At 43.3% G+C, this 23439-nt stretch carries 18 protein-coding genes; 3 read left to right on the top strand and 15 right to left on the bottom strand.

Features of this window, described 5'->3' with window-relative positions; genetic code table 11:
* Positions 1-122 precede the first annotated feature (122 nt).
* The 10 genes from AC3E9V_RS12050 to AC3E9V_RS12005 form a co-directional block, all read right to left on the bottom strand.
* On the bottom strand, positions 123-2912 hold the full coding sequence (locus tag AC3E9V_RS12050) for a T9SS type A sorting domain-containing protein (RefSeq protein ID WP_488753453.1): 2790 nt from the start codon (positions 2910-2912) through the stop codon (positions 123-125).
* Between the two features lie 249 nt (positions 2913-3161).
* Positions 3162-4679, bottom strand: a complete 1518-nt coding sequence (locus tag AC3E9V_RS12045) for a T9SS type A sorting domain-containing protein (RefSeq protein WP_488753452.1) — start codon at positions 4677-4679, stop codon at positions 3162-3164.
* A gap of 587 nt (positions 4680-5266) precedes the next feature.
* Complete coding sequence (locus tag AC3E9V_RS12040) at positions 5267-5680, bottom strand: hypothetical protein (RefSeq protein WP_488753451.1); 414 nt, start codon at positions 5678-5680, stop codon at positions 5267-5269.
* A 576-nt stretch (positions 5681-6256) separates the two neighbouring features.
* Positions 6257-8479, bottom strand: a complete 2223-nt coding sequence (locus AC3E9V_RS12035) for a tetratricopeptide repeat protein (RefSeq protein ID WP_488753450.1) — start codon at positions 8477-8479, stop codon at positions 6257-6259.
* A 264-nt stretch (positions 8480-8743) separates the two neighbouring features.
* A complete protein-coding gene (locus tag AC3E9V_RS12030; protein WP_488753449.1) occupies positions 8744-11650 on the bottom strand; it encodes a DUF2135 domain-containing protein in 2907 nt (968 codons plus the stop codon).
* Between the two features lie 202 nt (positions 11651-11852).
* Positions 11853-12521 (bottom strand): hypothetical protein, encoded by a 669-nt coding sequence (locus tag AC3E9V_RS12025; RefSeq protein WP_488753448.1) that lies wholly within the window; start codon positions 12519-12521, stop codon positions 11853-11855.
* Complete coding sequence (locus AC3E9V_RS12020; RefSeq protein WP_488753447.1) at positions 12518-13411, bottom strand: DUF6932 family protein; 894 nt, start codon at positions 13409-13411, stop codon at positions 12518-12520. The genes AC3E9V_RS12025 and AC3E9V_RS12020 overlap by 4 nt, the downstream gene beginning before the upstream one ends.
* Positions 13412-13485: 74 nt before the next feature.
* A complete protein-coding gene (locus tag AC3E9V_RS12015; RefSeq protein WP_488753446.1) occupies positions 13486-14394 on the bottom strand; it encodes an HNH endonuclease in 909 nt (302 codons plus the stop codon).
* Positions 14378-14770: a (deoxy)nucleoside triphosphate pyrophosphohydrolase gene (locus AC3E9V_RS12010; protein ID WP_488753445.1), complete on the bottom strand. Its 393-nt coding sequence runs from the start codon at positions 14768-14770 to the stop codon at positions 14378-14380. The genes AC3E9V_RS12015 and AC3E9V_RS12010 overlap by 17 nt, the downstream gene beginning before the upstream one ends.
* Before the next feature lie 76 nt (positions 14771-14846).
* Entirely contained in the window at positions 14847-15440 is a 594-nt protein-coding gene (locus AC3E9V_RS12005; RefSeq protein WP_488753444.1) for a BPTI/Kunitz domain-containing protein, read from the bottom strand.
* A 467-nt stretch (positions 15441-15907) separates the two neighbouring features.
* Between AC3E9V_RS12005 and arr the strand changes: the two genes are divergently transcribed.
* Positions 15908-16342 (top strand): NAD(+)--rifampin ADP-ribosyltransferase, encoded by a 435-nt coding sequence (arr, locus tag AC3E9V_RS12000; RefSeq protein WP_488753443.1) that lies wholly within the window; start codon positions 15908-15910, stop codon positions 16340-16342.
* Between the two features lie 51 nt (positions 16343-16393).
* On the opposite strand, the gene AC3E9V_RS11995 is transcribed toward arr, so the two are convergent.
* From AC3E9V_RS11995 to AC3E9V_RS11975, 5 genes are all read right to left on the bottom strand, one after another.
* Positions 16394-18052: a hypothetical protein gene (locus tag AC3E9V_RS11995; RefSeq protein ID WP_488753442.1), complete on the bottom strand. Its 1659-nt coding sequence runs from the start codon at positions 18050-18052 to the stop codon at positions 16394-16396.
* Positions 18049-18288 (bottom strand): hypothetical protein, encoded by a 240-nt coding sequence (locus tag AC3E9V_RS11990; RefSeq protein WP_488753441.1) that lies wholly within the window; start codon positions 18286-18288, stop codon positions 18049-18051. The genes AC3E9V_RS11995 and AC3E9V_RS11990 overlap by 4 nt, the downstream gene beginning before the upstream one ends.
* Positions 18288-18644: a hypothetical protein gene (locus AC3E9V_RS11985; protein ID WP_488753440.1), complete on the bottom strand. Its 357-nt coding sequence runs from the start codon at positions 18642-18644 to the stop codon at positions 18288-18290. Before AC3E9V_RS11985 ends, AC3E9V_RS11990 begins: the two co-directional genes overlap by 1 nt.
* Positions 18645-18656: 12 nt before the next feature.
* Entirely contained in the window at positions 18657-18920 is a 264-nt protein-coding gene (locus AC3E9V_RS11980; protein WP_488753439.1) for a hypothetical protein, read from the bottom strand.
* 174 nt (positions 18921-19094) lie between these two features.
* Positions 19095-19985, bottom strand: a complete 891-nt coding sequence (locus AC3E9V_RS11975) for a hypothetical protein (RefSeq protein ID WP_488753438.1) — start codon at positions 19983-19985, stop codon at positions 19095-19097.
* Between the two features lie 348 nt (positions 19986-20333).
* On the opposite strand from AC3E9V_RS11975, the gene AC3E9V_RS11970 reads away from it, so the two are divergent.
* Together AC3E9V_RS11970 and AC3E9V_RS11965 are read left to right on the top strand one after the other, a co-directional pair.
* Entirely contained in the window at positions 20334-22391 is a 2058-nt protein-coding gene (locus tag AC3E9V_RS11970; RefSeq protein ID WP_488753437.1) for an FISUMP domain-containing protein, read from the top strand.
* Positions 22392-22443: 52 nt separating this feature from the next.
* On the top strand, positions 22444-23430 hold the full coding sequence (locus AC3E9V_RS11965; RefSeq protein WP_488753436.1) for a bestrophin family protein: 987 nt from the start codon (positions 22444-22446) through the stop codon (positions 23428-23430).
* Positions 23431-23439 lie beyond the last annotated feature (9 nt).

Genomic DNA, 23439 nt, shown 5'->3' with positions numbered 1-23439 from the left:
TTTATAGAACATGAACTAACAGAAAAGGTACGAAATTTCTGGGAGGAATGGGTTGTGTTTTTTTAAACCATCCCTGATAAAGCATGCCTTAGTTTTTCTTCACTCTGGTAAACTCTACTCCATTAGTGAGCCTTAATGACTTTCTTCAGCAAGGTTTTATCACCAAACTCAACCTTGATCAAATAAACTCCGGGAAGCCCCGAAACAGGGATTTCCGTCTCGGGATTTGTATAAGTATGCCTTGAAAGGATCTTACCGGAAACGCTCATCACCGTCACCTGAACCGGTTCATTTATCCCCGAAATTTGAAACCCAGTTGTTGCAGGATTGGGGTAGATCTCCAGCACGCTTGTCGGTTTTGCACCCAGGATAACCACGTCTACTGCCACACATTCGGACATAGCTGTACAGGCTCCGTTTGATACACTCACAGCAAAACTCCCTGAGGCCATTGGTGTAAATTGCGAATGCGTTTGATTTCCGATAGGTTCATCCTTCTCACAATCGTACCACTGATAGGTGGCTCCCTCCTGCTCCTGAACAAACAGGACCCCATCACTTTCTGTCACCGTGGGAGCAGATGCCTCCAAAATGGTCAGATTTAATGTAGCCGTACTGTCGCAACCTCCGGAGCTGGTCAGAGTCAATGTATAGGTCCCTGATTCAGTATAAGTGGTCCCTTCCCAGTCATAGCCCCCGCAAACCTCTACATCCTCAGAACCCGGGGTGGCAGTGTCCGTAATGGTCAGATTTAGCGTGGCTGTGCTATCACACCCTACGGAGTTGGCAAGGGTCGCTGTATAGGTACCTGAGTTGGTATAGGTAGTACCTTCCCAATCATAGCTTCCGCAAACTTCCAGGTCTTGAGAGCCGGAGGTACTTTCCAGGATCGTCAGGTTTAAGGTAGCGGTACTGTCCCCGCCGGTAGAGCTGGTCAGTGTAGCAGTATAGGTACCAGACTCAGTATAGGTGGTGCCTTCCCATTCATAACTTTCGCAGGCTTCTACATTCGCCGAACCGGAGGTTGGGTCTCCCGAATCATAAGACGCCCCCACATACCTTGCGATCGATTCGTCTGCAAACTGACTGAGCTTTCCTTCATCAAACCCGGGGATATCATTGATCAGTCCCTTCCAGGCGCCAACCAACAAAAAATGCTCATCAAAGAAGGTACCTGGGGATCCGGAGCTTTCCACATTCTCGGCGTGAGCATGATAATGATATCCAAAGCCATCATCATGGTCATGCCCTCCATATTCGTCCAAAGCGATATCGTATCCAACCATGGAGGAATAGTCTGATTCGTACTTCCCAAATAATGCAATTCCATCGTGAGCCATGCCTATCACCGGCGGATGATCATGCCCTGCATAGTCTGTAAGGTTATACAGGTTGATGCCGTTTCCGTTGAAACCATGGCCGTCTGCGTGGTAGTGCAGTTCAAGACCTCCTCCCACATGAATACCGGAGTGGGTCACCTCGCCATCCTCCACGGCAAAGCGTAGATTGTTGTTATATCCGGGATAGATGGTCACTCCATCTATAGCCACACCGATGGAAGCTACGCTGGCATAGTTGTAAACATCTCTGGTAGTAGTGGTACCGTGCAGGTCATCAAAGTCTGTGGCCAGATCACCGTATGCGCTGAGGTCATTATCCTCAAGGTTTTCTATCAGCCCATAGTCCTTCAGGGGTATTTTAAGCAGAAACTCACCAAGTTTTCCATGTCTTGTTACCGTGCTTTCGCCATAGCCAACACCCGGCTCGGCTCCCGGAGGCCGGCTAACGTCCAGCAGTTGATTGGGCCTGGTGGAGACCGCATGAGAGCCGATCACCATAAAAGGGTGTGGTACACCGCTATCATCTGATGCGTTGGTAAAATATACATGGGGAATGGTATTGTAGTCCAGCCGGGCCCCATAGATATCCGTACTTGCAATGATCTGTGATAACATGCTTTCGCGAAGGGCGAGGTAAAAGGTTTTGGGATACCGTAGTGAAGCACCATTTTCTGTCAAAGTGGTTTCGATCGCATCGAGCATAGCGCTTGCCGCATCGGAAGCGCTTGTGGTAGTGCCCAGTTGATCCACATAGTCGGTATCAACCTTCATTTCAAGCTCGACAAGTAGTTTACTGTTTTCTATGGCATCTATTTCCGGCAAGTCCGCAGTAGCATTGGTCTGGTAGGTCTCGCTCAGAGGATTGAAATCTGCGCCCTCTTCAATGGTAAGGTCGATCAGGCCAGTGGCATCAGCCAGGTAAAAGCTGCTGGCATCAGCTTCTGTGGTGGTCCAGCTGAGTGAAGTGCCGTCAATCTTCAGCCACTTCGTTGTCCAGCCACTAACCGCTACGATGCCTCCTACTGTTGCGCTATATTCCCATTGGCTGGAAGCTTTAATTGTGGTTGAGCTGGCCGTACCGTCAAATTCCACAAGCACATAACCTGTATGATCTTCTTCACCAATGTAAAGGGTTCCTGCGTCTGTGCAGGTGGCACTATTGTCCGTGGCAGCATTAATGGCATAGTAGCTATGCAGCATCGGGTTAATGACGTACTTGCCTTCCAGTGCTGTTTCGTCATTATCAAGGTGCGTGTTGATATCCACCAGTTGAAAGATACTGCGCAGCAAAGAACTGTAAGTCGAGCTGGCTCCATGCACATTGTCCACTTCTGTGAAATTAAGGACCGAAATGTTGCTTTCACCTAACATAAGCGCGTTCGTTTGAGTCGCTGCATCCAGGATCACCACATATTTTCGGTTTTCAATGGATGAAATAGCCGTGGGACTCCATGCCTGATCAAAAGAATTATTCAGGATTTCATCAAATGGTTGCGGGCCGTAAAAATCAAATTGTTGTGCACTTGCCCAGCTTGTTGCGAAGAGCAGGGCGGCTAGTAAGAATGTTTTCATGTACTTTCTTTTATCGATGATAGATTCATTTATTTAAAAGGGCAAATGACGAAACACCCTACTCCGTAAAAAATCTAATGCTTATCATGCTCAGCCTTCAGCTGATTTGAAGAATCCTATTCGTAAGTGCATAAAAAACACTCCCTCCTTCCAGGGAGGATAGGGAGTGTTTTTTTAAAAGCCCTCACAATCCGGTAATTCTATTTTCCGGTGAGTATAGTGGCAACTTTCTTAGCTGCTACCACAACCTTACTTTTTTAATATCCGCAATGACTTCTCCCGTCCTGCTGTTTTCAAGATGACCAGATATACACCTTCCGGGCCATCTATGCTAAGTTCACCAGAGGTTTCCACAACACCTTGCTGCATGATCTTACCGGCTAAATTGGTCACCAGGTAATCTGTCGGGTCGTCACCCAACCCTGAAATGGTTACCAGACCATTTCTTGTAGGATTTGGATAAACATTAAGCGCTTGCTCCATACTCGCCGAAAGTATCGCTACTCCATCCGAATTCATACATACTGAGGTTACCGAACAGTTGGCATTGGTCACGATCACCGCGTATTCACCTGCGTGGGCAGGCGTCAACTGCACTTGAGTCTCTCCTTCCAGTGGCTCATTGGTAGCACAGTCAATCCACTGATAAGTGACTCCCTCCTGCTCTTCGGCAAATAATACAATGTCATTGATGGTTACCTCTGCGGAAGGCGCCTCCAGGACTGTCAGGTTCAGGGTAGCCAAACTGTCGCAGCCCGATACATTGGTCAGCAAAGCCTCATAAGTCCCTGAAGTCGTAAGAGCCTCTCCGTTGAACTCATAGCTTTCGCAAGTGGAGATGCTCGTTGTAGTTGGTGTGCTTTCCAGGATAGTCAGGTCAAGCGTAACGAGGCTATCGCATCCTGCTGCATTGACCAACACCGCCTCATAAGCACCGGAAGCAGTCAGTGTTTCATCATTGAACTCATAACTCCCGCATGATGAAGTGGTAACTACATTTGAAGTACTTTCAGCTATGGTAAGGTTAATCGTTAGCAAGCTATCGCATCCTACGGTGTTTGGAATGGTATCCAGGTAGGTATCAGAGGTAGTCCAGGTATAGTTACCACTTGGAGAAGTATAGCTGTCACAGGCAACCGCGTTGATGGTATTGGTTGTCTCCACACACGAACCGGTTTTACCATCCTGTATGGTGATATCATCCAGGCCCACGCCATCTCCCCCAGAAATGGTTATTGTTATCGAAACCGTTGAGCTGATCATTGTGGAAGGTAAGGCAACTTCCATCTGAGTCCAGGCGTCGAGACTCGAAAATACCGTATCCAGAACAGATGTGGTATCGCCGTTATTGAATTCCATTTTTATTCCGGTGAGTCCCCAGCCAAGCCCGGAACCGATAAAATAGCGACATTTAAAATACAAAGAATCCACACCACTTAAATCCAGTGTGTCACTTTCCAGATATGCATGGTAATAACCACCACATGGCGATTCCGGGTTAACACCCATAAAATAAGTTGAATTTTGATCGCTGTTAAAATCAACGTTTGTAGAATTAAAATCTGCGGTATTCCCTCTGGATGCCCTTTCACAAGGTGAAGAGCCATCCGGCATAGTGTCGTCAAACTGATTAACGAAGGAGGTAACCGGCGATCCTTCAAAGTCTTCCTGAAACAGGATTGATTGAGCTTTTATACTTGTATTAACGCTTATAATAAACGTTAACAGCAGAAAGGTAGTGGTGCGTAAATAGTAGTGTGTTTTCATTTGTGCCTATTTTGGTTATAAAACTGGGGGAAGAATAGATTCTGACGAACCCCTTGGTCATCATTTTAGGGTTAATTTTTGCTTTTGCGACTCATGAGAAGAAATAAAGACCGGTCCCCTGGGAACCGGTCTGTGCCCCGAAAGCCATTCAGGGCTGCCTTAGTTTATCTTTTATCTAACAGGAGCACCAAAGATCTTTTCATACTGTTCAAAAGTGGTTGCGTTACGGCTATAAAACGGGTTCACTTAAAGGAACCCTACTCGGGGTTTTGTCCGGACCAGCATCAGCCGACAAGAGCACACTGAACGTGAATTTCAAAATGAGGCCGCAGTAACTTGTGAAAGAGGAACAGAGGGAGTGGCAAAGGGGGCACAGCGGAAATAACATCGGTATAACCTCCCTTTAGCAGATGAACGGGAAAAACGTATGATTTTTTTTGATCAGGTATGAGTGAAAGGCTGTATGAATATAGATCACCCGGCCGGAGCCAGGCGATTGCCGAGATTATCAGCAAGCTCCACCGGATGGTAACTATTTTGCCAAAAGCTGAGCTTTCTGATGTTTATTGCTTTTTTCCAGAGAGAACCTACTCTCCCACCCGGACCCATTCACCGGAAAAGTCCATATTTGGTGTTCTGCCTTCTTTATAAGCTACATCCTCTACCGTCCAGGTGCCTGTGTTATAAGAAAAAGTTAGCTTCAGGTCCGCATAAGTCACCTCGGAACTGTCCTTAAAAACATAAACGTCCTGCTCTTCGGTTGATTCATCAAGCTCTGCATAGTCAGCCAGGTTGGAAGACACCTGGTCATTGGTTGCGTAAAACTGGAAATCAATCTGCTGCGCCACCGGACTTTCATACTCCTTTACCCAAAGAGAGTCCGAGCCTCGGGCAAATGTACCGTACGGAGAAGGTTCATCGGCTGTCTCCCGGGAACCGCTCCCCTGCTGTCCACATGAGATGATCAGGCAAGTAATGGATAAAAAAACAAGTAGTCGCATGGTTTAGGATTGTTGATTTCCTTCAAATTACAAAAAGAATTCCAATCGGCATCCGTCACCATTGGATTATCTAAACAAATTGAGGCTCAAGCCTTCCTTTTGCAGTCGCTCGATTTTGTGCAGCCGCACCGGGCCTGACCTCTATGCTGTGGGCTTGCTGCTCGCGATAAACAGCCAAAGTATAAATGGCTGGAGCTGAGCTGAGAAGGTGCGGGCATTCCTGCACGCTGCAGGATGATTTCCGGTAAGGGGGATGACGCCCTGCGCCCTGCAGGACAGTTTCCGGTAAGGGGGATGACGCCCTGCGCTCCGCATGGAACTTTCCGGTGAGGAGGATGATGTCCTGCGCTCTGCAGGACAGTTTCCGGCGAGCGGAAAGCGTGCTGCGCTCTGCAGGATAGTTTCCGGTGAGCGGAAAACGCCCTGCACTCAGCATGGAACTTTCCGGTGAAGGGATGACGCCCATTTAAACGTTGACCTGACACCAGGTAGGCTTGTGAAAAGGTAATAAAGCAGGCAGGGTCGCCATTTAAACCAGGAATAGAGAACAGCCTTCTATTGTAAACGAACAGTTCCTCACTCCTTCTCAGCATCCGAGGTAGTCAGGCAATAGCCTTCCATGGTTTCTTCTGCTAACTCATGGCCCAGATCCGCTGCTTTATTGAAATCACTGCATGCATCAAACCTGTTATTCTGGAGCTTACGTACCATGCCTCTGCGGTAATAGATCTCCGAATCATCCGGATATAGTTGAAGGCTTGTGGTAAAATCCGTAATGGCTTCCTGGTATTTCATAAGCGCCACATGCACATCTGCCCGGTTATCATAGTAAGTTGCATTTTTCGGATTTATTTCGATGGCCTTGTTTAAATAGACCAGGGAAGCATCCGGATCTCCATTGCTATTATAGGCCAGCGCCAAATCATTTAGCAGGTCATCATCATCCGTTTTTAGCTGATATCCCATTTCCATGAAACGGATCGCCTCTTTGTAGTTTTCAAGTTGCATATAGGTATCTCCCAGATTTTTCAGGTACTGATACTCTTCCGGGTATGTTTCCAGGGCTTTTTTAAAATAAGCAACAGCTTTTTCATACTCTTCCAGGCTGTAGTAAACCACACCTATCCGGTTTTGAGTAACCGCACTATCTCCATAATCTAGCTTTAGAGATTTTTGATAATCGCTTAAAGAGGCTTCGTAATTGTCCAGCTCTGAATGAATAGACGCTCTGTTGTAATAATATTGACCCATGGTTGAGTCTAAGGCTACAGCTTTGTTGAGATAGTGGAGAGCAGAATCTTTATCATCAAGATTATACAAACTGAAAGCCATGTTTTCATAGCTAATATCCATGGCGCTGTCCAGTTGGATTGCCCGATCAAAATCGGCGGCTGCATTCACATAATCTTTTAACCTGTACTTTACCAGCCCTCTTTTGTTATAATAAGATGCATTTTCAGCGTTCAGACTGATCGCCCGCTCCAGGTCCCCAATGGCACCATAATTATCTCCAAGCTCGTATTTGGATGATGCCCGCATGTAATAGTACCAGGAATTGTAAGGTTCATTATCAATCGCCTTTGTATACAATTCTATCGCCCGCTGATGGTTACCAGCGTTGTAGGCTTCACTTGCCAGATCTGAAACCGTTACCTTTTCAGAAGGCTCCAGTAAATACTTCAGGGACCCGGGAACTTCAAAAATCTCGTGATCTAATGCATTTCCTACTTCCACTTTATCAAAATGGAATTTTGTTACCTTACCAGCCTCATGCATTTGCCTGGCTTGCGTAGGAATCCAGAATCCAGCCGTATTGGTATAACCACCATACTCATCGATTTGAGTAGAGAGCTCTTGTCGAATGATGTGATAGTCAGACTTACTAAGATAAAAAGCCTGTAAATCACCGTCTTTATGAGCCACCCTAACCCTGTAAGCAGGGATGTCATTTACCAGGGCATTTTGTACCGTCATCTCAACGTTCTCCCCATCCACAGCCTTCAAAAACTTGTTTTTAAACTGGTCCATTCCTTGCCCGGAATCTTCTTCTTCTACTTCATCTACGTCCAGCTTTTCATTCACAGGGTCGTACTTCCAGGAAACCTCTCCATTGTTGGCTGCTTTAAACTTAACTTCCTGAAAACTCATCTCCATGTAATACTTTTTAGGAGGTGCCATAGCCGCATACATCGGTAGATTTATCTGGGAGATTGTTGTAGTGCCGTAAAGCTCCAAGGTGGTATCTATTGATTGGTCTTTTGTCATATCACGATAGATCTCCACTAATTCCGTCGCCTCCACTTCAGCGTCTTCCATGATCAGGGTAGTACCATACTTCTCCTCTAATGATACGATCTGTGATCTTGTAGTGGATAGTTGTTGGGACTCCATAGCACTTGAACGATAAAGAGTAAAAGTTGCTACCTCTTCTCCATAAGCACTTGCAAATCCCTTCAGCGTATCCGAATGGGTAATCAGCAATGAATAGTCTGCATAATCAATGGCCATGATCTTCCCCTGGGTGATCTCCGTCTCAATGATCCGGAGACTATCACCTTTCATGGTTCCCTCAAATGTTGTCCTGGTATTGAAATAGTCCGGCCAGTGAAAAACACCCGCTATTGTACATTTTCTCACATCAGTCACATTCATGTACATCTGAAATGTGGTGCCGGAATAGAAATTAAACTCCCCATACCACTCCCCTTTAAGGTGATCAAGATCACACTTGTCTTTGGGGGATGCATAGGTATAGCAGGACAGGCCAATGAATAAAAGCAATAAATAAACGCTGCGCATGGGTTGAATTTTTCTTAATCAAACTAAAATACCAAACAGGTGGGATTTAGCAAGTAATATTTACGAAAAGGTTTTTCGTCAGGACACAAAACAAACCTCATCTAAAAATCTTTCAGGCTGACTGAAGTTTTACCTGTTGGAGTTGTCTCCAACAGGCTCGTGAGCTTAACTTAAGAGCATTGGGCGGGGGATAAAAGGGGGTGGAGTACAAGTTTCAAACATCCGGATTATTTTCATAAGGCACGGAACAAGACAATAGTTGAATTACCTTTCAAACTCCAGCTGACCTATCTGCTGGGTGTCCTTGTCATCCACCAGCTGAACAGCCAGTCGCTCGGATTTTTCGTGTGAGGTGCCATATCCTGTGTACAAGGTAGTATACACCGTCACGGGCCCGGTAATTCGCTGCCTGGAATCACCAAAGTAGTTTACAAACACCGTATAGGTCCCTCTCTCGGCATTCTTCAGCGTAAACTCCTCAGGACCATACCCCATCGTAAAGTCAGCGCTGATCTTTCCTCCCATTTGTGTCCGAGGGTGGGAATAGAAACATTTCTCGCCATTCGGGTCTATGACCCACAGGTCGATATCATTGTCATTGCTGCTCCAGTCAATAACTATACGTACATCCAGCGGCATACTCCTGATGTAGTCCTTATTTACGCCTTTTAAGCTGACTTCAGAGCTATGCCTGGAAATCAGGCGGTTTAACTCATTGAGTACCACAGGTTTTATCTCCTGAAACCTGTTCCAGTTATGGTCCAGTATATACACATACATGTCCAGCGCCTCCTGGTACCGGCCGGCGGCCTGATAAGCACTGGCAAGATCCCGGTACGATTGGGGCTCCTCTGGTCTTAATGCTTTGATTTCCAGAAAGATACTGACGGACAATTCATGCAGACCCTCTTCCATGAGTCTACGGCCGGCAACTTTGAGCAGCTCCGGGTTTTCCAGGTCCAGCTCAATGACATTTGACAGCACCTGGGTGGCCATCGCTTTATCTCCTCTCTCGAAAAAGAGATCTGCTACCTGGACGTAAAAAGAAGGACGGGATTTATGCTCTTTTTTCAGCTGATAGTAGCTTTTGATAAGCTCTTTGTCTTCTTTTTTTCTGAGCTCGATCATGTAAGGGGCATCAGGCATCCATGACAACACTTTGATGGAGGATGGATCAGACTTATTTCCACTTTTGGCAGCCACCTGAACTCCCGCTGCCCGGCCTGCCAGCTGATTAACTACCTCAGCGGGGGCGCTTTCATAAAATACCTCATCTGCAGATTCTTCACTGAATACGATCTCCTCAATCTCCACACCTTCAGTAACCTCCACATCCATCTCTACCTCTACCTCCTGTTCATCAGGAACCTCCATAAGGTTAACGTCTCCGGATTCCTCAGCTTTCTGTCTGGGTGTAGGCGGCTCAGGGTTTTCATACCAGCTGACAAGCCGGTGGAGGGATTGAATGTTTTGCTGTTGGATTTCCTCTAGTGACGGGGCTTTGACAGGTTGTTTTAATTTCATCAGCCGGTCGTATTCTTTTCTTAATTCTGAGGGCGGAACGATCTCATGCTCCACATAATCCTCGACCCTGTCCAGGACCAGCAATGACGCATTTTGGGTAACAATATGGTGTTTGCGGCCAAGTGCCAGGATCTGCTTTTGATGTTTATCAAAGTCCCACTCCAGGTATTGGATCTTTTTGCCGGCCCATATCCGGGAGATCGGAGCATCTTTGGAGGTTTTCTGTATTTCGAAGGACTGTGTTTGAGTGGTTTGCCCATGCTTTCCATAGTTGAGCGTAATGGTCGTACTGGCAGACCTCAGCATCCCCACTACCTCTACGGTATTTCCTACCAGCATGGGTATCCTGGGGTAAACTTCATCCAGCCCGGTACCGTGGGTTACGGAAATCAGCTTTTCTTCCGAACAGCTCATCTTTTCAAGGGCTGTCCCGACTGTCATTTTATTCAGATCAATGTATGCTCCATCCGACTGGATCGCGGTTTTCCTGAGAAGGTTGTAATTGGCACCGGAGCCTGAGGATATGGGATAAACAGGCACAGCTGATTTTCTGAAAAGGTCCTCTCCTATGGTATTTACAGCGTCCGTAAATAAAAGGATCTCATCAGCCGAGGGTGTAAATGAGATGTGGTCAAAACGGGTGGCTCCGTCATTTTCAAACTCGCGAATGCACCGGATCAACTCGCCCGCATCCCGGTCTACTGTAAATTTCTGGGGTGCCCCCACTTCATGGTTGAAATCATAAAGGTCTATCGTTTTAACTCCCGGAAGATCTTCCAGATACTGACTGAGCAGTGAAAGCTCCTTTTCGATATTTCTTGCTGAAGCCGAATGCGATCGATCCCAGTAAACCGAAAGCTTTACTGGTGTTTCTTTATTGGTTTTTTGCAATACAGGAGGCTTTACGGTCAGGTAGAAATATGTTTCTCCGTCTACGGTTTCCGTAAACAGCTGAGAATCACTTTTGGTAAAACGTGGAATCGAAAACTTCAGGGATTCGGACAGGGTGTAGTCCTCACGCTTAAAAGAGAGCAGGTAAACATCATCCTGCGTATCGAATAGCGTATTATCCAGACCTGAGTCCGGCTGCTGAGAGTCTCCTTCTCCCTTATAAACCTTTACAGACAGATCGAACTTACCGATTTGCACTGGCACCCCAACGGGCAGCGTATAAAAATAGCTTTTCTCATCAGATGAAAGGGTCTCTACCATGCCGATAACCATTCGTTTATGGCCTTTTGCGGGAATCGGGTAGATCCTGGTTTTGAAAAAATTCCCTTTGGTCCTGCTGACAAGCCCCGGATCTATCTTCTGACGGACCACCGCCTCAAACGTCTGCCTGGCCTTGACCTTTTCTACAATCACACCTTCTCTGAGCTTACCGTTCACCTCCAGGGCGTATCGGGAGATCTCCTGCCCATCATTCAGGGGAACGGAAAGCTCACCCTCCAGCACCCTGCCGTTGGGGTTGTAAAAGGTCATGTCATAAGTGGTAGTAGCTACATTGCCTACTACTTCCACATCAATACGAAGTTGTGATAGCTCAAGTGGTCGCTCGTTGGAAGTAAGGACACTGTTCAGGTCTGGGATCTGAGCAAAAGCAAGTGGACCGGAAAGCAAGCTGAAGATAAGGGTAAGGTGTTTCATGACGTTGGGGAATTAAGGGTTTTCAAATATAGAATACATGAACTTTCAAAAAGTCACATCTATGATGCATTCATTTCCCGGATTCCATAAAAAGCAATGAACGGTTTTTAGGTAGCAGAACTACGGTAACTTCCTGTCGTACCATTGGGGAGTTTTTTGGAGTTTGGGGGTTAGAAAAAAATTGGGAGGCATGGGGTTTGGTTTATATCCTCATTAGTATCCAAAGCAAATAAGACTTTGTTAATTCGATATACTCAAACAAATACAACCGATCTGCAATTATGAATACCAATTCTCCATTAAATTGATCTTTGAGATTTAGATATTCATTCGATTCAACGTATCGGATTAACTTCCTCTCATTCTTCGAAATCATTGAAGAATTATGGATAACCTTATTTCTCAATTGTCGCGCAAAAGTCAGCTGACCCCAATATTCATCAATTTCAGATAAATCTAAGCCTATTTCCTTCTCGATGAAACTCTTACACTTTTTAGTGATACTTTGTGCCCCCAATTTCTTTGGATTGAAGGATATTTTTTTAGTTTGAGCGGCATAAAGACAAACCTCAATGAAGACAGTCTCAAATAAGGAGTAAGTAGATGCCAAAATCGAGTTTAGCAGGATTCCTTTAAAATGTTTGTCATAATTTTCATAATGCCTCTCATAAACCCAGTTTGTCAAATTGTTTGCTTTGGGAAACATTATCAGCTCCTCCTTATGCAATTGCTGGAGTTTCTGTTTTTGACCTTTAAACATATTGGTCATATCACCAAGATATGTCCACATTTGGTCAAACTTTTTTCCTCCCAGATGATCAAAGATTTCTCTCACCTCATCACTTGGTGGTGCGTATGTATCTAGTTTCATAGGTGATACAACTCTTTGGCATTACAACTTATTTTAAGCAAGGGACGAGGAAAAAATTGCATGTTTTTTATTTCATATTCTTGTTTAATTCTTGGAGTATTTCCTAAAAGAGTTAGACGACTGTAAGCTAGATAAAGCTCATCTGTGAAATCTTCAGGCAATTTGAGCAAGTCAAAATAAGGTTTAGTTTGCCCATCAACAGTCTGATAGGTTCTACGACCTATTATTTTGTCCCATTTAATATCTTCCTTATCGTCTAAAAACTCATTTTGTGGCAACATGATAATTGAATCAATATCATTAGGAGGAGAATTTGAAGTATCCAAATAGCTACCCCCAATCAATATGTTTATTTTTTCCAGACCATACAATTCAGCGCAAAGCTTCAGACCTTCCAGAAATATTTCGAATAACTTGCCTCTTTGATCAGTATTTCCAATTAATGAAATAATGGCTTCCATATCTGTATCCCGAATATGGGGCATTAAGGGAGAGCCGGAATCTGATAACAGCTTGTGTTTCCACTTTACAAATGAGTGATAATTATAGTCCCATCGGTTAAGACCGCTTGTTACCCTTAGGCTTTCAAGAATTTTGAAAATTTCCTTACGCTCTCTTTCTGATAGAACCAATTGGAGGTTAATCTGCTTTTCCTTCCTAAGGAGCATAATCAAATCCTCAAACCTTTGCTTGCTAGGTATTTCAACCTGTGAATGCAATTCATAAAACCTCAATCGATCCGAAACAGGAAAAACAGCATCGAATGAATTGTTTATTAGCAGGGTAGCTTTAACATTTTCATCTTCAACAATTGAATTGACATGCTCGAGTATTCTATAACCTAATTCCTCATATTCATTTTGCATATGCTTTATTTGTTGTGTGATCATTTCAGAAAATATAAAAATGGTTATGTATGTTTAGGAAAGCTTATGCAGGCTAGTTTTTTAAACGTTTAACAACATTAGGCTAAAAACCTCTCATACCTCATCGCCAACCAATCCTTGTTCGGTCTTTCACGACCAGACCTAGGAAGTATCAGTTTCCTTCCTTTCATTTCTTGCAGGCCATGTTTGAGCATCGGTCCATCAATTTCCTCTAGCACATCCTGACGAATTTCCACAACATAATCCGGGCTAATGCCCATAATGTTCTGATCATATGCCGCATGATGGATCTTACACAGTGATATTCCATTAGATACTACCGGTTGACTATATCCTACATTATCCGGAATAATGTGAGCGGCATCCAGCAGGTTACGGTGTTTGAGATTACAGATGGCACAATGATCACGATACGCTTTTAAAACACGCTCTCTAAAGCTCCTTTGATGAAGACGCTGTACCACTAGTCTGGTCTGATATTTTCGTCGGTATTCCATCTCAGGTTCTGAAGCAACCATTGAACTAACATCACTTTTTGAAATGAAATCTTCGCTTTCTACCGAAACTGTAAAGACCAGATTTTCAGGGTCGTCACCAATGATAAATACAGGCCAGGCGACAAAGTATTTTCCTTTGAGGATTTGATGAAAGTAGATCAATGGGATCTTTTGCTTCATGCATTCTCTCAAGCCGACATTATCAAAGTGATTTAGATCTGTGCCCCGATAGCTATATAAGATCCGATCATTGCTAAGGATTTCGTCAGAGTAAATGCTTTTCTCTACCGAAGTAATGGAAATAGGATACGACTGGACACGTTTAGGCTTCCAAATACCCTTTGCTCCAAGTAATGGAATAGGTTCTGCATCCACCATAAATCCCTTTGTCAGGGTATTCCAGTCCATCACATAATCCGAGAGGATTGCCATTTCTTGCAACCATTCAAAAGCAGCTTGTCTGACCCTGGAGCTAGCTAGATCTTCCATCAGTATTCAAATAATGCTTTAAAATTGGCTTGTCCGCCTCTGCCCAATCCAATTTCCATAAATCCGCTTTACTCATCCATTTTATATTCTTGTGAGTGATTGCTAAGGGTCTTCCACTCTCAATAATACATAGAAAAGGGATCAGCTCAATGGAGAAATGATCATATTGATGCATATTAGAAGGTAGCTGACTAACCACTTGTATGCTTACTCCCAGTTCTTCCTGAACCTCTCTTCGGATAGCCTGTGAATAGGTTTCTCCGTGCTCCACCTTCCCTCCCGGGAGTTCCCATTTCAGTGGCAGTTTCATGTTTTCGCTTCGCTGGGCACAAAGAATTCGATTATTTTCTTCAATAATCGCACAGGTAACTTTCATAAATTAAAGATAGGATTTCTATTGCATTCCCTCTACACCGATCACATTGATATTCCCTGTTTAAACCTATCCAACTTTATTCTCCACACCACTCCTGGCATTGCTCCATGGTCTCAAATGGGACGTTGCCCGCACACCCACCCCATACGAAGGACTCACATTCATAAGTCTGCTGGTTGTAATAATATTTGATAATATGGGCTCGACAAACGCCACCGCTCGGTTTTAAGCTGCAGAGATCAACTCGCTCATAAGTATCCTGTGACCAGGAGCTCTTAAACTTTAAGAGATGATTCGGTTGGGCTTTGATAATCAGTTCATCGGCATTTTCATCGGTGATCATCATGCCTGCCAAAAACTTCTTCATGAAAAACCCTATGGAATCAAAATCACATGGCCGCTCCTCTAATTCATAACCTCGGGGAATTATGAACTGACCACTCCATTTGTACCTGCACCTCATAGTACCACAGCTCGATATGATTGTGTGGTATTCATCATCCAGAAAAACCATCCGCATAAATGCTGCCCTGGGAAGAAAGGACGTTTCATGGGTTTCCTGATCCTTTATCTCTACCAGGTCCCACACCAAAATACTGCCAGGCTCCTGGGAATACGTCCGAAATACGAAAAGCCAGAGAAATAGGAAAATTACGGATGCTCTAATCATAATGTGGCGAAATACGGCAACTTAAAGATAGTGATTTTGCCTACTTTACTACCAACCAGGCAGCACAGTCCACAATACTGCCCTTCCACCAACAACCCAGCCACCCCCGCTAATACCACTGATAGCTGAGAAATAACAGTACCCTTTCGGAGGTAAGGTTGGGAATAAATTTTCATCCGTTTTCAGGGCAACAATTAAGGACAACTACCTTGTACAACCCCCAAACCCCCTGGCCGGGCGCCCCTTTTTTAAGGGGGAATGCTTCGAATTGGTATTTTTTTATAGAATTTATAGAAGTTCCCTTGATAAACGGAGAATGAATTTCCTTCGCATTCGATAATCTTTAATCAAGGATCTGGGGGTTGTTTTTAGTAAGGACACAAAACAAGGCGGTGAGTGATTCTAAAGAATTCATTATTTTGCTGCTCCCGTGACAAAAAGCCATTCGCAAAACAATCATAATGACAATGAAAACGGATAAAATCGAGGATGAATCAAACGACCTGAGTTCTCAGCAATTCTATCATGGCACTAAGGCCAACCTGAAGGAAGACGACCTGATCGAGCCTGGTTTTAATTCAAACTACGGTAAGCGGAAGAAAGCGTCCTATGTCTACCTGACCGCCACCATGGATGCGGCTATTTGGGGAGCAGAGCTTGCCCTGGGCGCAGGGCGCGGTAGAATTTATATAGTAGAGCCCACAGGTCCGATTGAAGATGACCCCAATTTGACGGACAAGAAGTTCCCCGGAAATCCCACAAAGTCATACCGCACGAAGAGTCCACTACGGATCGCTGGTGAAGTGGCCGACTGGCAGGGTCACCCGCCTGAACAACTCAAAGCAATGAAGGAACACCTTGAGCGCCTTAAGGAACTTGGCATTGAAGCAATCGAGGAGTGAAAATACCCTTCATATCACCCGATCCGGATGCGCAAACTCCCGTAAAAAAGCTCACTTCTTCATCAAGAACTGTTTTAATAACCTCGAAATACCGATCAACACCTGAACCCACCCTATTCCCGTAGCAAGCTTCAAGCCCCAGACAATCACCTCAGTTGCAAAACGAATGGCTGGATAAAGCGATTCGGCACGAAGATTTATGGCGTTGACATGCTGATTAATATCATTTGGCTGTACAGAAGATTTTAGATAGGTAAATCCGTCAAAATCAAAATCGTAATCCGAATAGACCTGATCATTGGTATCGATCCTGCGTTTGCCAAACAGAAATGAAATGCCTCTACTGAACGTCAGGAAAGCCTCTTTTACCCCTTCGAAAATGAACTTGATTGACTTTTTCACAATGTCGATTAACTTCTTTATCAGGGCCACAAGCTTTTGAAAGGTATTCTTAACAAAGGAAACCATTTTGGCTATGAACTTTCTAAAACCATCCTTTCCTTTATACAACCTTTTTGGCTCTTTTAGCCCAATTAGCTTTTGTGTATGATCGATCATTGATCGCTCAATCTCCCGGTTCAACTCAGAGGCTTTTTCTCTAACCTCTTCGTTCTCATGGTTCTGAAAATCACCCTCAATGATGGGAAAATAATCCTCCAAAACATTTTGTCCTTCCTCACTGCTTTCTATTTTCATAATATGCTCTTCAAGGAGGTATTGAAAGTTTATCACACATTGCTGATTGTTTATGATGTAAAGGATATTTTTCAGGTCATCCTCTCCCCCATCATTTTCCTTGTAGATAAGCCGAAGGAATTGTTTCAAAGCATCCATTGAAAGCGGACCAAAATCATGATCTAATTTCCCCTGGTATAAACCCATCACCCATAACTTGACCTGAAGTACTCTCAGCATAAATTGATTCTCTCGGCTGGCTATGTAGTTGTTTACCTGATCTACCGGAGAATTTTTGAGTACGGGAGCAAGTGCATTCCTCAATTTTGCAACCCGGATGTTGGGGAGGAAATCTTTCCTTTTGGTGAGTTTTATCTTTTCTCCTGTGAGCTTATTTAAGGTCCTGGCTTTCTTTTTTACTTTAAAAAAGAAAATTGGTCCTATGAAACCCTCCTGACTAAATTTAGAGTTTTTACAAAAATCACTCAACCGCTTTTGGTCTCCCAAAATATTGAGAAACTCAGACAGGTTGTTGCCAGCTTTGTATTGCTTTAAAACCTCTTCAAATTTTGAAAGGTGTTGATTAAATAGATGCTGTTTTGGGGTAACATTAGAGTGAATGAGACTGTAAACCCGAAAACGGTAATAGGCAACACGACAACAGACTTCCAGCTTTTCAGGAAATTTTCTGAAAATCAACTCCCCTTCCAATCCTGAAAGCGTTTTCAATAACAATATTTCAGTTTGAGACAGACCGTCACTGTACGTATCTTCCTCCGTTATCAGGGCCTCATCCCAAAGCTCTTTAAAATTGGTAGATCCCTCATCTTCAAGAGTGATTTTGCATTCCCTTCGAAACTCTTTAACAGCTATATGGTACTCATCATTCGTTATTATTCCATCATCATATGCAGATCGCTTCAGATACCCAAAGTCACTCAAAAGCTGGTGGGCATCAATCTCATCCTGCTTTTCAATCGCCTGTGAAAAATTGGACCGCTCAGATTCAGGAATTAGTTCCAGAACGTCTCTCATAAACGTTTCATTAACCAATTGTAAGCTCTTTTCAACCCCGAATAAACCCGGAGTACCCGATTGACATTGTTGTCCTCATGAATGTACCCGTCTACCTCATTCTCCTCAATTTCATAAGTGCTTACAGCAACTGCCTCAGGGTTCTCCCTGATTTCTTTCTTCCACCATGAATTAAATTTTACGATTTCTGTGGGAACAAGGGTCTCAGGAGAGAATTCATAGAATAGAATTTTCATCAAAGGATATCCTGAATTGCTTTCAATACAAATTCAAAGAAGTCTTTTCTTGTTCTTTGGGCTCCCTCTACCAGTGTATTATGTCCATCTATCAGGTACTTTTTACCTTCTCCCAAATCGCTATTCAGGTAGTTTAAAGTATCACCCTCTATTTCAAATCGGGAATATCCAACTAATGTGGAAGTTGGCAGTCCTTTCCTTATTGTTTGAAATACAGCTTTTGATTTGTACTCACCTTTATCAACGGCTCCACTCAAATCAATTTGTGATCCTGTAAAAGATGCTACCTCCAGCGTTGCCAGGTCATCGGCAGCTTCTTCTACTTTGGCTTTCAGGTCATTTAATTTTTTGCTCATGATATAAATTGTCTATGTTAAAATTTGAATCAATGCATTCAAAATACCCGTTCTTGAAACAATGGCGGCTTCAAAAGCCTGATTAAAGGCATCCACAACTTCAGGATCAAGCTTTTTAGAAGTCTGAAAGATTATGGAATCTCCAGCTACTTCCTGCTTTCTGTATAAAACTACTTCCTGCCTGCCATCTATTTCCCGGATGAAAGCATGCTCCACAGTAGTCAGATCCTCTATACCTTCTTCTATATCTTCCTTCAGCTTTTTGAAAAACTCCATCTCCGGTTAAATATAACAGATAAGTAGTGCCTAATGGCACAAATAATCAACCAAGACGAAAAATTCCTCTTCAAAGAAATTTTTGTCAGGGTAAATAGAAACAACAAACTGACAATCAACTATTTGCGACACATTTTAATGTAGTTTAATTCTGCAACTTAACAGTAGTTATAGTTACAGCTTTGACCACTGAGGTTTTTTAACCTTCAATTGACCTTGTTTTCTGTACTGATACACGGACTTAATTCGCTCCCAGGTCCACAATCCATCTATTTCCCACCAGTTGTCCGGGGGTTCAGGATGATCTTTAATATTTCCGATCATTCGATATCCAACACCATTTAGCCTGTAAGCTGAATTGGATTCAAGGGTAAGTACCTTGTCTGTATTGCAATGATGGCCGACGATTATGAAAGTATGGCCTCCATTCCATTGCTTTCGCCAGCCCTGAATGACCGTCCATGGTGGTGGAGCATCATCATCATTCTCGACTGGTGCGGCAATAGACGATTCCAATAAACAGGTAACCGGAGAGAAATAATCATCACGGGAAAAGATCATCATCTGCCCATGTTTTTCCCTGCTCCACTGGTAATCCAAAGCATTCTCCCAGGCTTTTGCCACGAGGCCTTCTACGAAGGTGCAACAATTATTGGTACTGGGTGGCATTACAGGTGTTCTGAATCCACTGATCTCAAAAGGATATCTGGCTCTGTCTAAATCATAGGTAAAAGGGTAAAATGCTGGCAAAAGATCTACCAACGTTTGCTCATCAATAGCCATTGGGTCGTCCCTGAAATCCGGACCTGGCAACGAAGCAATAACCTTTGTCTCAATGGTGGCATACTCATGATCCTTCCATCGTGTACAAATCCACGTTTCTTCATCTCCAAGTGCAGGTACTTCCAAATGTGCGTAATCAGTTTCTTCGGTAGGGTAATTTTTTTTATACTCAATAACCCGATACCTGCCAGGAGCAATCCGACCCTCTACCTGTGATGAAGTGTCGGGCGCTTCAAATCCTTTCAGGGAAATCGATAATATGGCATACTGGTTTTCAGACATATCTTTTACGGTTAGGCGTTTAATGTTTATTCTTAAAGATCATCAGTATACCCGATTAATCCAATCCCCATTTCTAGGTATTTTTCACTTAACGCTATAATATTTCGAAGATTAAATTATACTTAAGGAAGAATATTCCTACTCTGTCAAGTTGCGATTAAGCAGTAAGGGAGTATGGGTTTGATAAGTTTTTCTATAACCCCCATCGCCCCATAAACCTGCCTTTCAGCAGGCTAAAAAAAGGCTCAGTCGGCAAGAGCCGAGTGGATTATGAATAACTTTGGTAGGTAACTTTACAAAATGAATTAATTACATTAGTCGTTACTTTTAAAGATTCAACTTTTTCAAATGATTCGTAAATTTTTGTATCCTCTTTCAACTCTATTCTCAGTGTTCCTCTTCAGTTGCGGAACGGAACCTGAAGATGGGGATTTATTTCATGAACAAGTAACAGGCTTTGTACAGAAAGGCCCTTTTATAAATGGTACTCAAATATTTTTGTCTGAACTGAATGACAATCTGGAACAGACCGGAAAGATATTTAGTACTCAAATCAGCAATGATCAAGGATTATTTACCATTGACAATGTGGAATTATCCGCAGGTTTTGTGGAATTATCAGCGAGTGGTTACTACTACAACGAAGTGCAGGGGAAAATTTCGGACGGTACGTTAAACCTTTTCGCATTATCAGATCTTAATGACTCAAGCAGCGTAAACGTAAATATCCTAACCCATCTTGAAAAGCAACGTATTGACTATCTACTAAAAAATACCGGAATGGATTTTGTAAGTGCTAAAACTGAAGCTCAATCAAACATCCTTTCCATTTTTGGTTTCCAAAGCGAAGAGATTTTAAATTCTGAATCATTGAATATCACTTCATCGGATGAAGGAAATGCCATACTCCTTGCCATTTCAATAATAATTCAAGGAAATAAAAGTGTTGGTGAATTGACAGAGCTACTTTCAAACATCTCCAATGATATTAGTGAAGACGGACACCTCGACAATACTACTATTTTATTTGAAATACGGAATACTGCTATGTCACTTGACTTGGAGTCAATCAGAGAGAATCTCATTAATCGTTTAGAAGACTTAGGTATTGTTGGGAGTATTCCAAATTTTGAGTTTTGGGTAACCAATTTCCTGGAAAACAATCCCCAACCTCCCACTATCTCAACCGTGGAATTTGGAGAAATACAAACACACAGTGTTATTTTGACTGCTGAAGTACAACCAAATAATGCATCTACATCAGTTCATTTTGAATACGGTTTAACCAATACATTTGGAACAGTTATGGAAGCTGAAGAAAGCCCTGTTAATGGACATACTAGTCAACAGGTGAGTATTAATCCTAATGAGTTATCCCCTGGCACCAAATATTACTTTAAAGTGGTAGCAGAAAACTCTGAAGGTTTGTCTGAAAGCAATGAATTCACGTTCCAAACACTTGGCTCAAGTCCTACTATTACTTCACTTCAGGTTGACAAAATTACCGGATCAGAAGCGTTGTTGTCAGGGTACGTTCATCCTAACCATCTGAACACCTCAATAATTTTTGAATATGGAGAGACAACAGAGTTTGAGAATACGGTGATTTATAGCGGATCAATCGAGGTTGACTCTAACAATTACGTAAATACAACTATTGAAGTATTGGAACCCGGAAAAACATATTACTTCAGGATTGTTGCAGAAAATGAATTAGGTTTAACAACCAGCCAAAACATTCAATTCGAGACTAAGCTAACAGGGTTATCAGGTACGTTAACAGACTATGATGGCAATACCTATCAAACCATAGGCATAGATAATAAGGTTTGGATGGCTGAGAACCTTAAAGTAACTAGCTTCTCGGATGGAACCCCTCTTGAACTGGTGGTAAATAATTCCGAATGGATAGCAGATCCTTACAACAGTTCACGATTCAGGTACTCATATTATGATAATGATCAAAACAGTGGATATGGAGTATTGTACTCAGGCTTTGCTGCAAGGAGAGGTTCAGGAGTAGAGTACCCTGCATCTAACCCAATCCAGGGAGTTTGTCCAACTGGTTGGCATTTGCCTACTGTTTCTGAGATTGAAGAATTATTTGAATTTATTTCTTCAAATGGATATGAAGGAAATGATGGAAAGGTTCTTAAATCTAAATCAGGGTGGAGTAACGATGGAAATGGAACAGATATTTACGATTTTTCAGCATTCCCAGGTGGAGTAAGAGATGATGGTAATGGAGCTTTTCATTCTTTGGGTGAAAAAGGATCATGGTGGTGTACCGATGGAAACCCAGACGGCTATTCACTCCGAATTGAATCTGAATCTAGTAATGCCATAGTGTCAAGCTCCTATTTTTCTCCTGCTGGACTTTCAGTACGATGTGTGAAAGACGAATAAGATCAATTATCCACATTATAACCTACCATTTAATTTCTACCCCCAAAAAAACATGTACGTAAAACGCAACTATGGCTTCTGGATGACCATTAACTGGTCCAAAAAACCCTTTATCCTGGGACTGATCTACAGCGGTGCAATTTGCTTCCTTTCCTTTTATTTTGATAAGCAGGTATCCATCCCCTGGAGTGGAATAACCATCATCGGTATTGCGGTGGCATTCTACCTGGGGTTTAAAAACAACAGCTCGTATGACAGAACCTGGGAAGCCCGAAAGATCTGGGGAGGCATTGTGAACAGCAGCCGTACATTTGGGAATGCAGTAGTGGCTTTTGTGAAAGGATCAGATGACAAAGCCGTCCAACGGGAGCTGATCTACCGACACTTGGCTTGGCTTACGGCATTGCGGCATCAGCTGCGTCTCAGCAGACCCTGGGAGCATACGGATGAGCGACTCAACAGGCTGTACGCCCCTACTGTCTGTGAGGACTACAATAACCAACTGGAGGGAGAGCTGAGCGTGTTTCTTTCTAAGGCAGAGCTTAATGGACTGGAAAAAGTAACGAATAAAGCCACACAGATTCTCAAAATTCAATCCATACGGTTGCAGCAGCTCAGGGACGAGGAGTACTTTGAAGATTTTCGTCATATGGAATTCCACCATCTCATTGGCGAGTTTTATGACAACCAAGGCAAGTCTGAGCGCATCAAAAACTTTCCGTTTCCCAGGCAGTATGCATCTACAGCATTATGGATGACCATGGTTTTCAGCTTTTTTGTGCCGTTTGGCATGCTTGATGTATTCCAGGATATCAACGGCTGGTTTTATTGGGCATGTCCCTTTCTTTCTGCCCTCGTCATCTGGGTATTCTTTCTTATGGAAAAGATCGGGGACTATTCGGAAAATCCTTTTGAAGGCACCTACAATGATGTACCCATTACCAACATTTCCAGAGGGATAGAAATAGACCTCAGGGAGATGATAGATGATGAAAACATTCCTGAACCCATCACGGAAAAGAATGGTTTTTTGCTGTAAGGCGTATGA

This window comes from Marinoscillum sp. HNIBRBA16962 (assembly GCF_057801515.1).
Note: the sequence above shows the minus strand (reverse complement) of the source record. Positions and strands in the feature narration are given on the sequence as shown.

What these genes read in the sequence shown, in the direction of transcription:
- AC3E9V_RS12050 (WP_488753453.1), bottom strand. Translation starts at nt 2,912, where the DNA reads ATGAAAACATTCTTACTAGCCGCCCTGCTCTTCGCAACAAGCTGGGCA.
- AC3E9V_RS12040 (WP_488753451.1), bottom strand. Translation starts at nt 5,680, where the DNA reads ATGCGACTACTTGTTTTTTTATCCATTACTTGCCTGATCATCTCATGT.
- AC3E9V_RS12035 (WP_488753450.1), bottom strand. Translation starts at nt 8,479, where the DNA reads ATGCGCAGCGTTTATTTATTGCTTTTATTCATTGGCCTGTCCTGCTAT.
- AC3E9V_RS11985 (WP_488753440.1), bottom strand. Translation starts at nt 18,644, where the DNA reads ATGAGCAAAAAATTAAATGACCTGAAAGCCAAAGTAGAAGAAGCTGCC.
- AC3E9V_RS12010 (WP_488753445.1), bottom strand. Translation starts at nt 14,770, where the DNA reads ATGAAAGTTACCTGTGCGATTATTGAAGAAAATAATCGAATTCTTTGT.
- AC3E9V_RS11975 (WP_488753438.1), bottom strand. Translation starts at nt 19,985, where the DNA reads ATGTCTGAAAACCAGTATGCCATATTATCGATTTCCCTGAAAGGATTT.
- AC3E9V_RS12030 (WP_488753449.1), bottom strand. Translation starts at nt 11,650, where the DNA reads ATGAAACACCTTACCCTTATCTTCAGCTTGCTTTCCGGTCCACTTGCT.
- AC3E9V_RS12045 (WP_488753452.1), bottom strand. Translation starts at nt 4,679, where the DNA reads ATGAAAACACACTACTATTTACGCACCACTACCTTTCTGCTGTTAACG.
- AC3E9V_RS12020 (WP_488753447.1), bottom strand. Translation starts at nt 13,411, where the DNA reads ATGATCACACAACAAATAAAGCATATGCAAAATGAATATGAGGAATTA.
- AC3E9V_RS11965 (WP_488753436.1), top strand. Translation starts at nt 22,444, where the DNA reads ATGTACGTAAAACGCAACTATGGCTTCTGGATGACCATTAACTGGTCC.
- AC3E9V_RS11995 (WP_488753442.1), bottom strand. Translation starts at nt 18,052, where the DNA reads ATGAGAGACGTTCTGGAACTAATTCCTGAATCTGAGCGGTCCAATTTT.
- AC3E9V_RS12025 (WP_488753448.1), bottom strand. Translation starts at nt 12,521, where the DNA reads ATGAAACTAGATACATACGCACCACCAAGTGATGAGGTGAGAGAAATC.
- AC3E9V_RS11990 (WP_488753441.1), bottom strand. Translation starts at nt 18,288, where the DNA reads ATGAAAATTCTATTCTATGAATTCTCTCCTGAGACCCTTGTTCCCACA.
- arr (WP_488753443.1), top strand. Translation starts at nt 15,908, where the DNA reads ATGAAAACGGATAAAATCGAGGATGAATCAAACGACCTGAGTTCTCAG.
- AC3E9V_RS12015 (WP_488753446.1), bottom strand. Translation starts at nt 14,394, where the DNA reads ATGGAAGATCTAGCTAGCTCCAGGGTCAGACAAGCTGCTTTTGAATGG.
- AC3E9V_RS12005 (WP_488753444.1), bottom strand. Translation starts at nt 15,440, where the DNA reads ATGATTAGAGCATCCGTAATTTTCCTATTTCTCTGGCTTTTCGTATTT.
- AC3E9V_RS11970 (WP_488753437.1), top strand. Translation starts at nt 20,334, where the DNA reads ATGATTCGTAAATTTTTGTATCCTCTTTCAACTCTATTCTCAGTGTTC.
- AC3E9V_RS11980 (WP_488753439.1), bottom strand. Translation starts at nt 18,920, where the DNA reads ATGGAGTTTTTCAAAAAGCTGAAGGAAGATATAGAAGAAGGTATAGAG.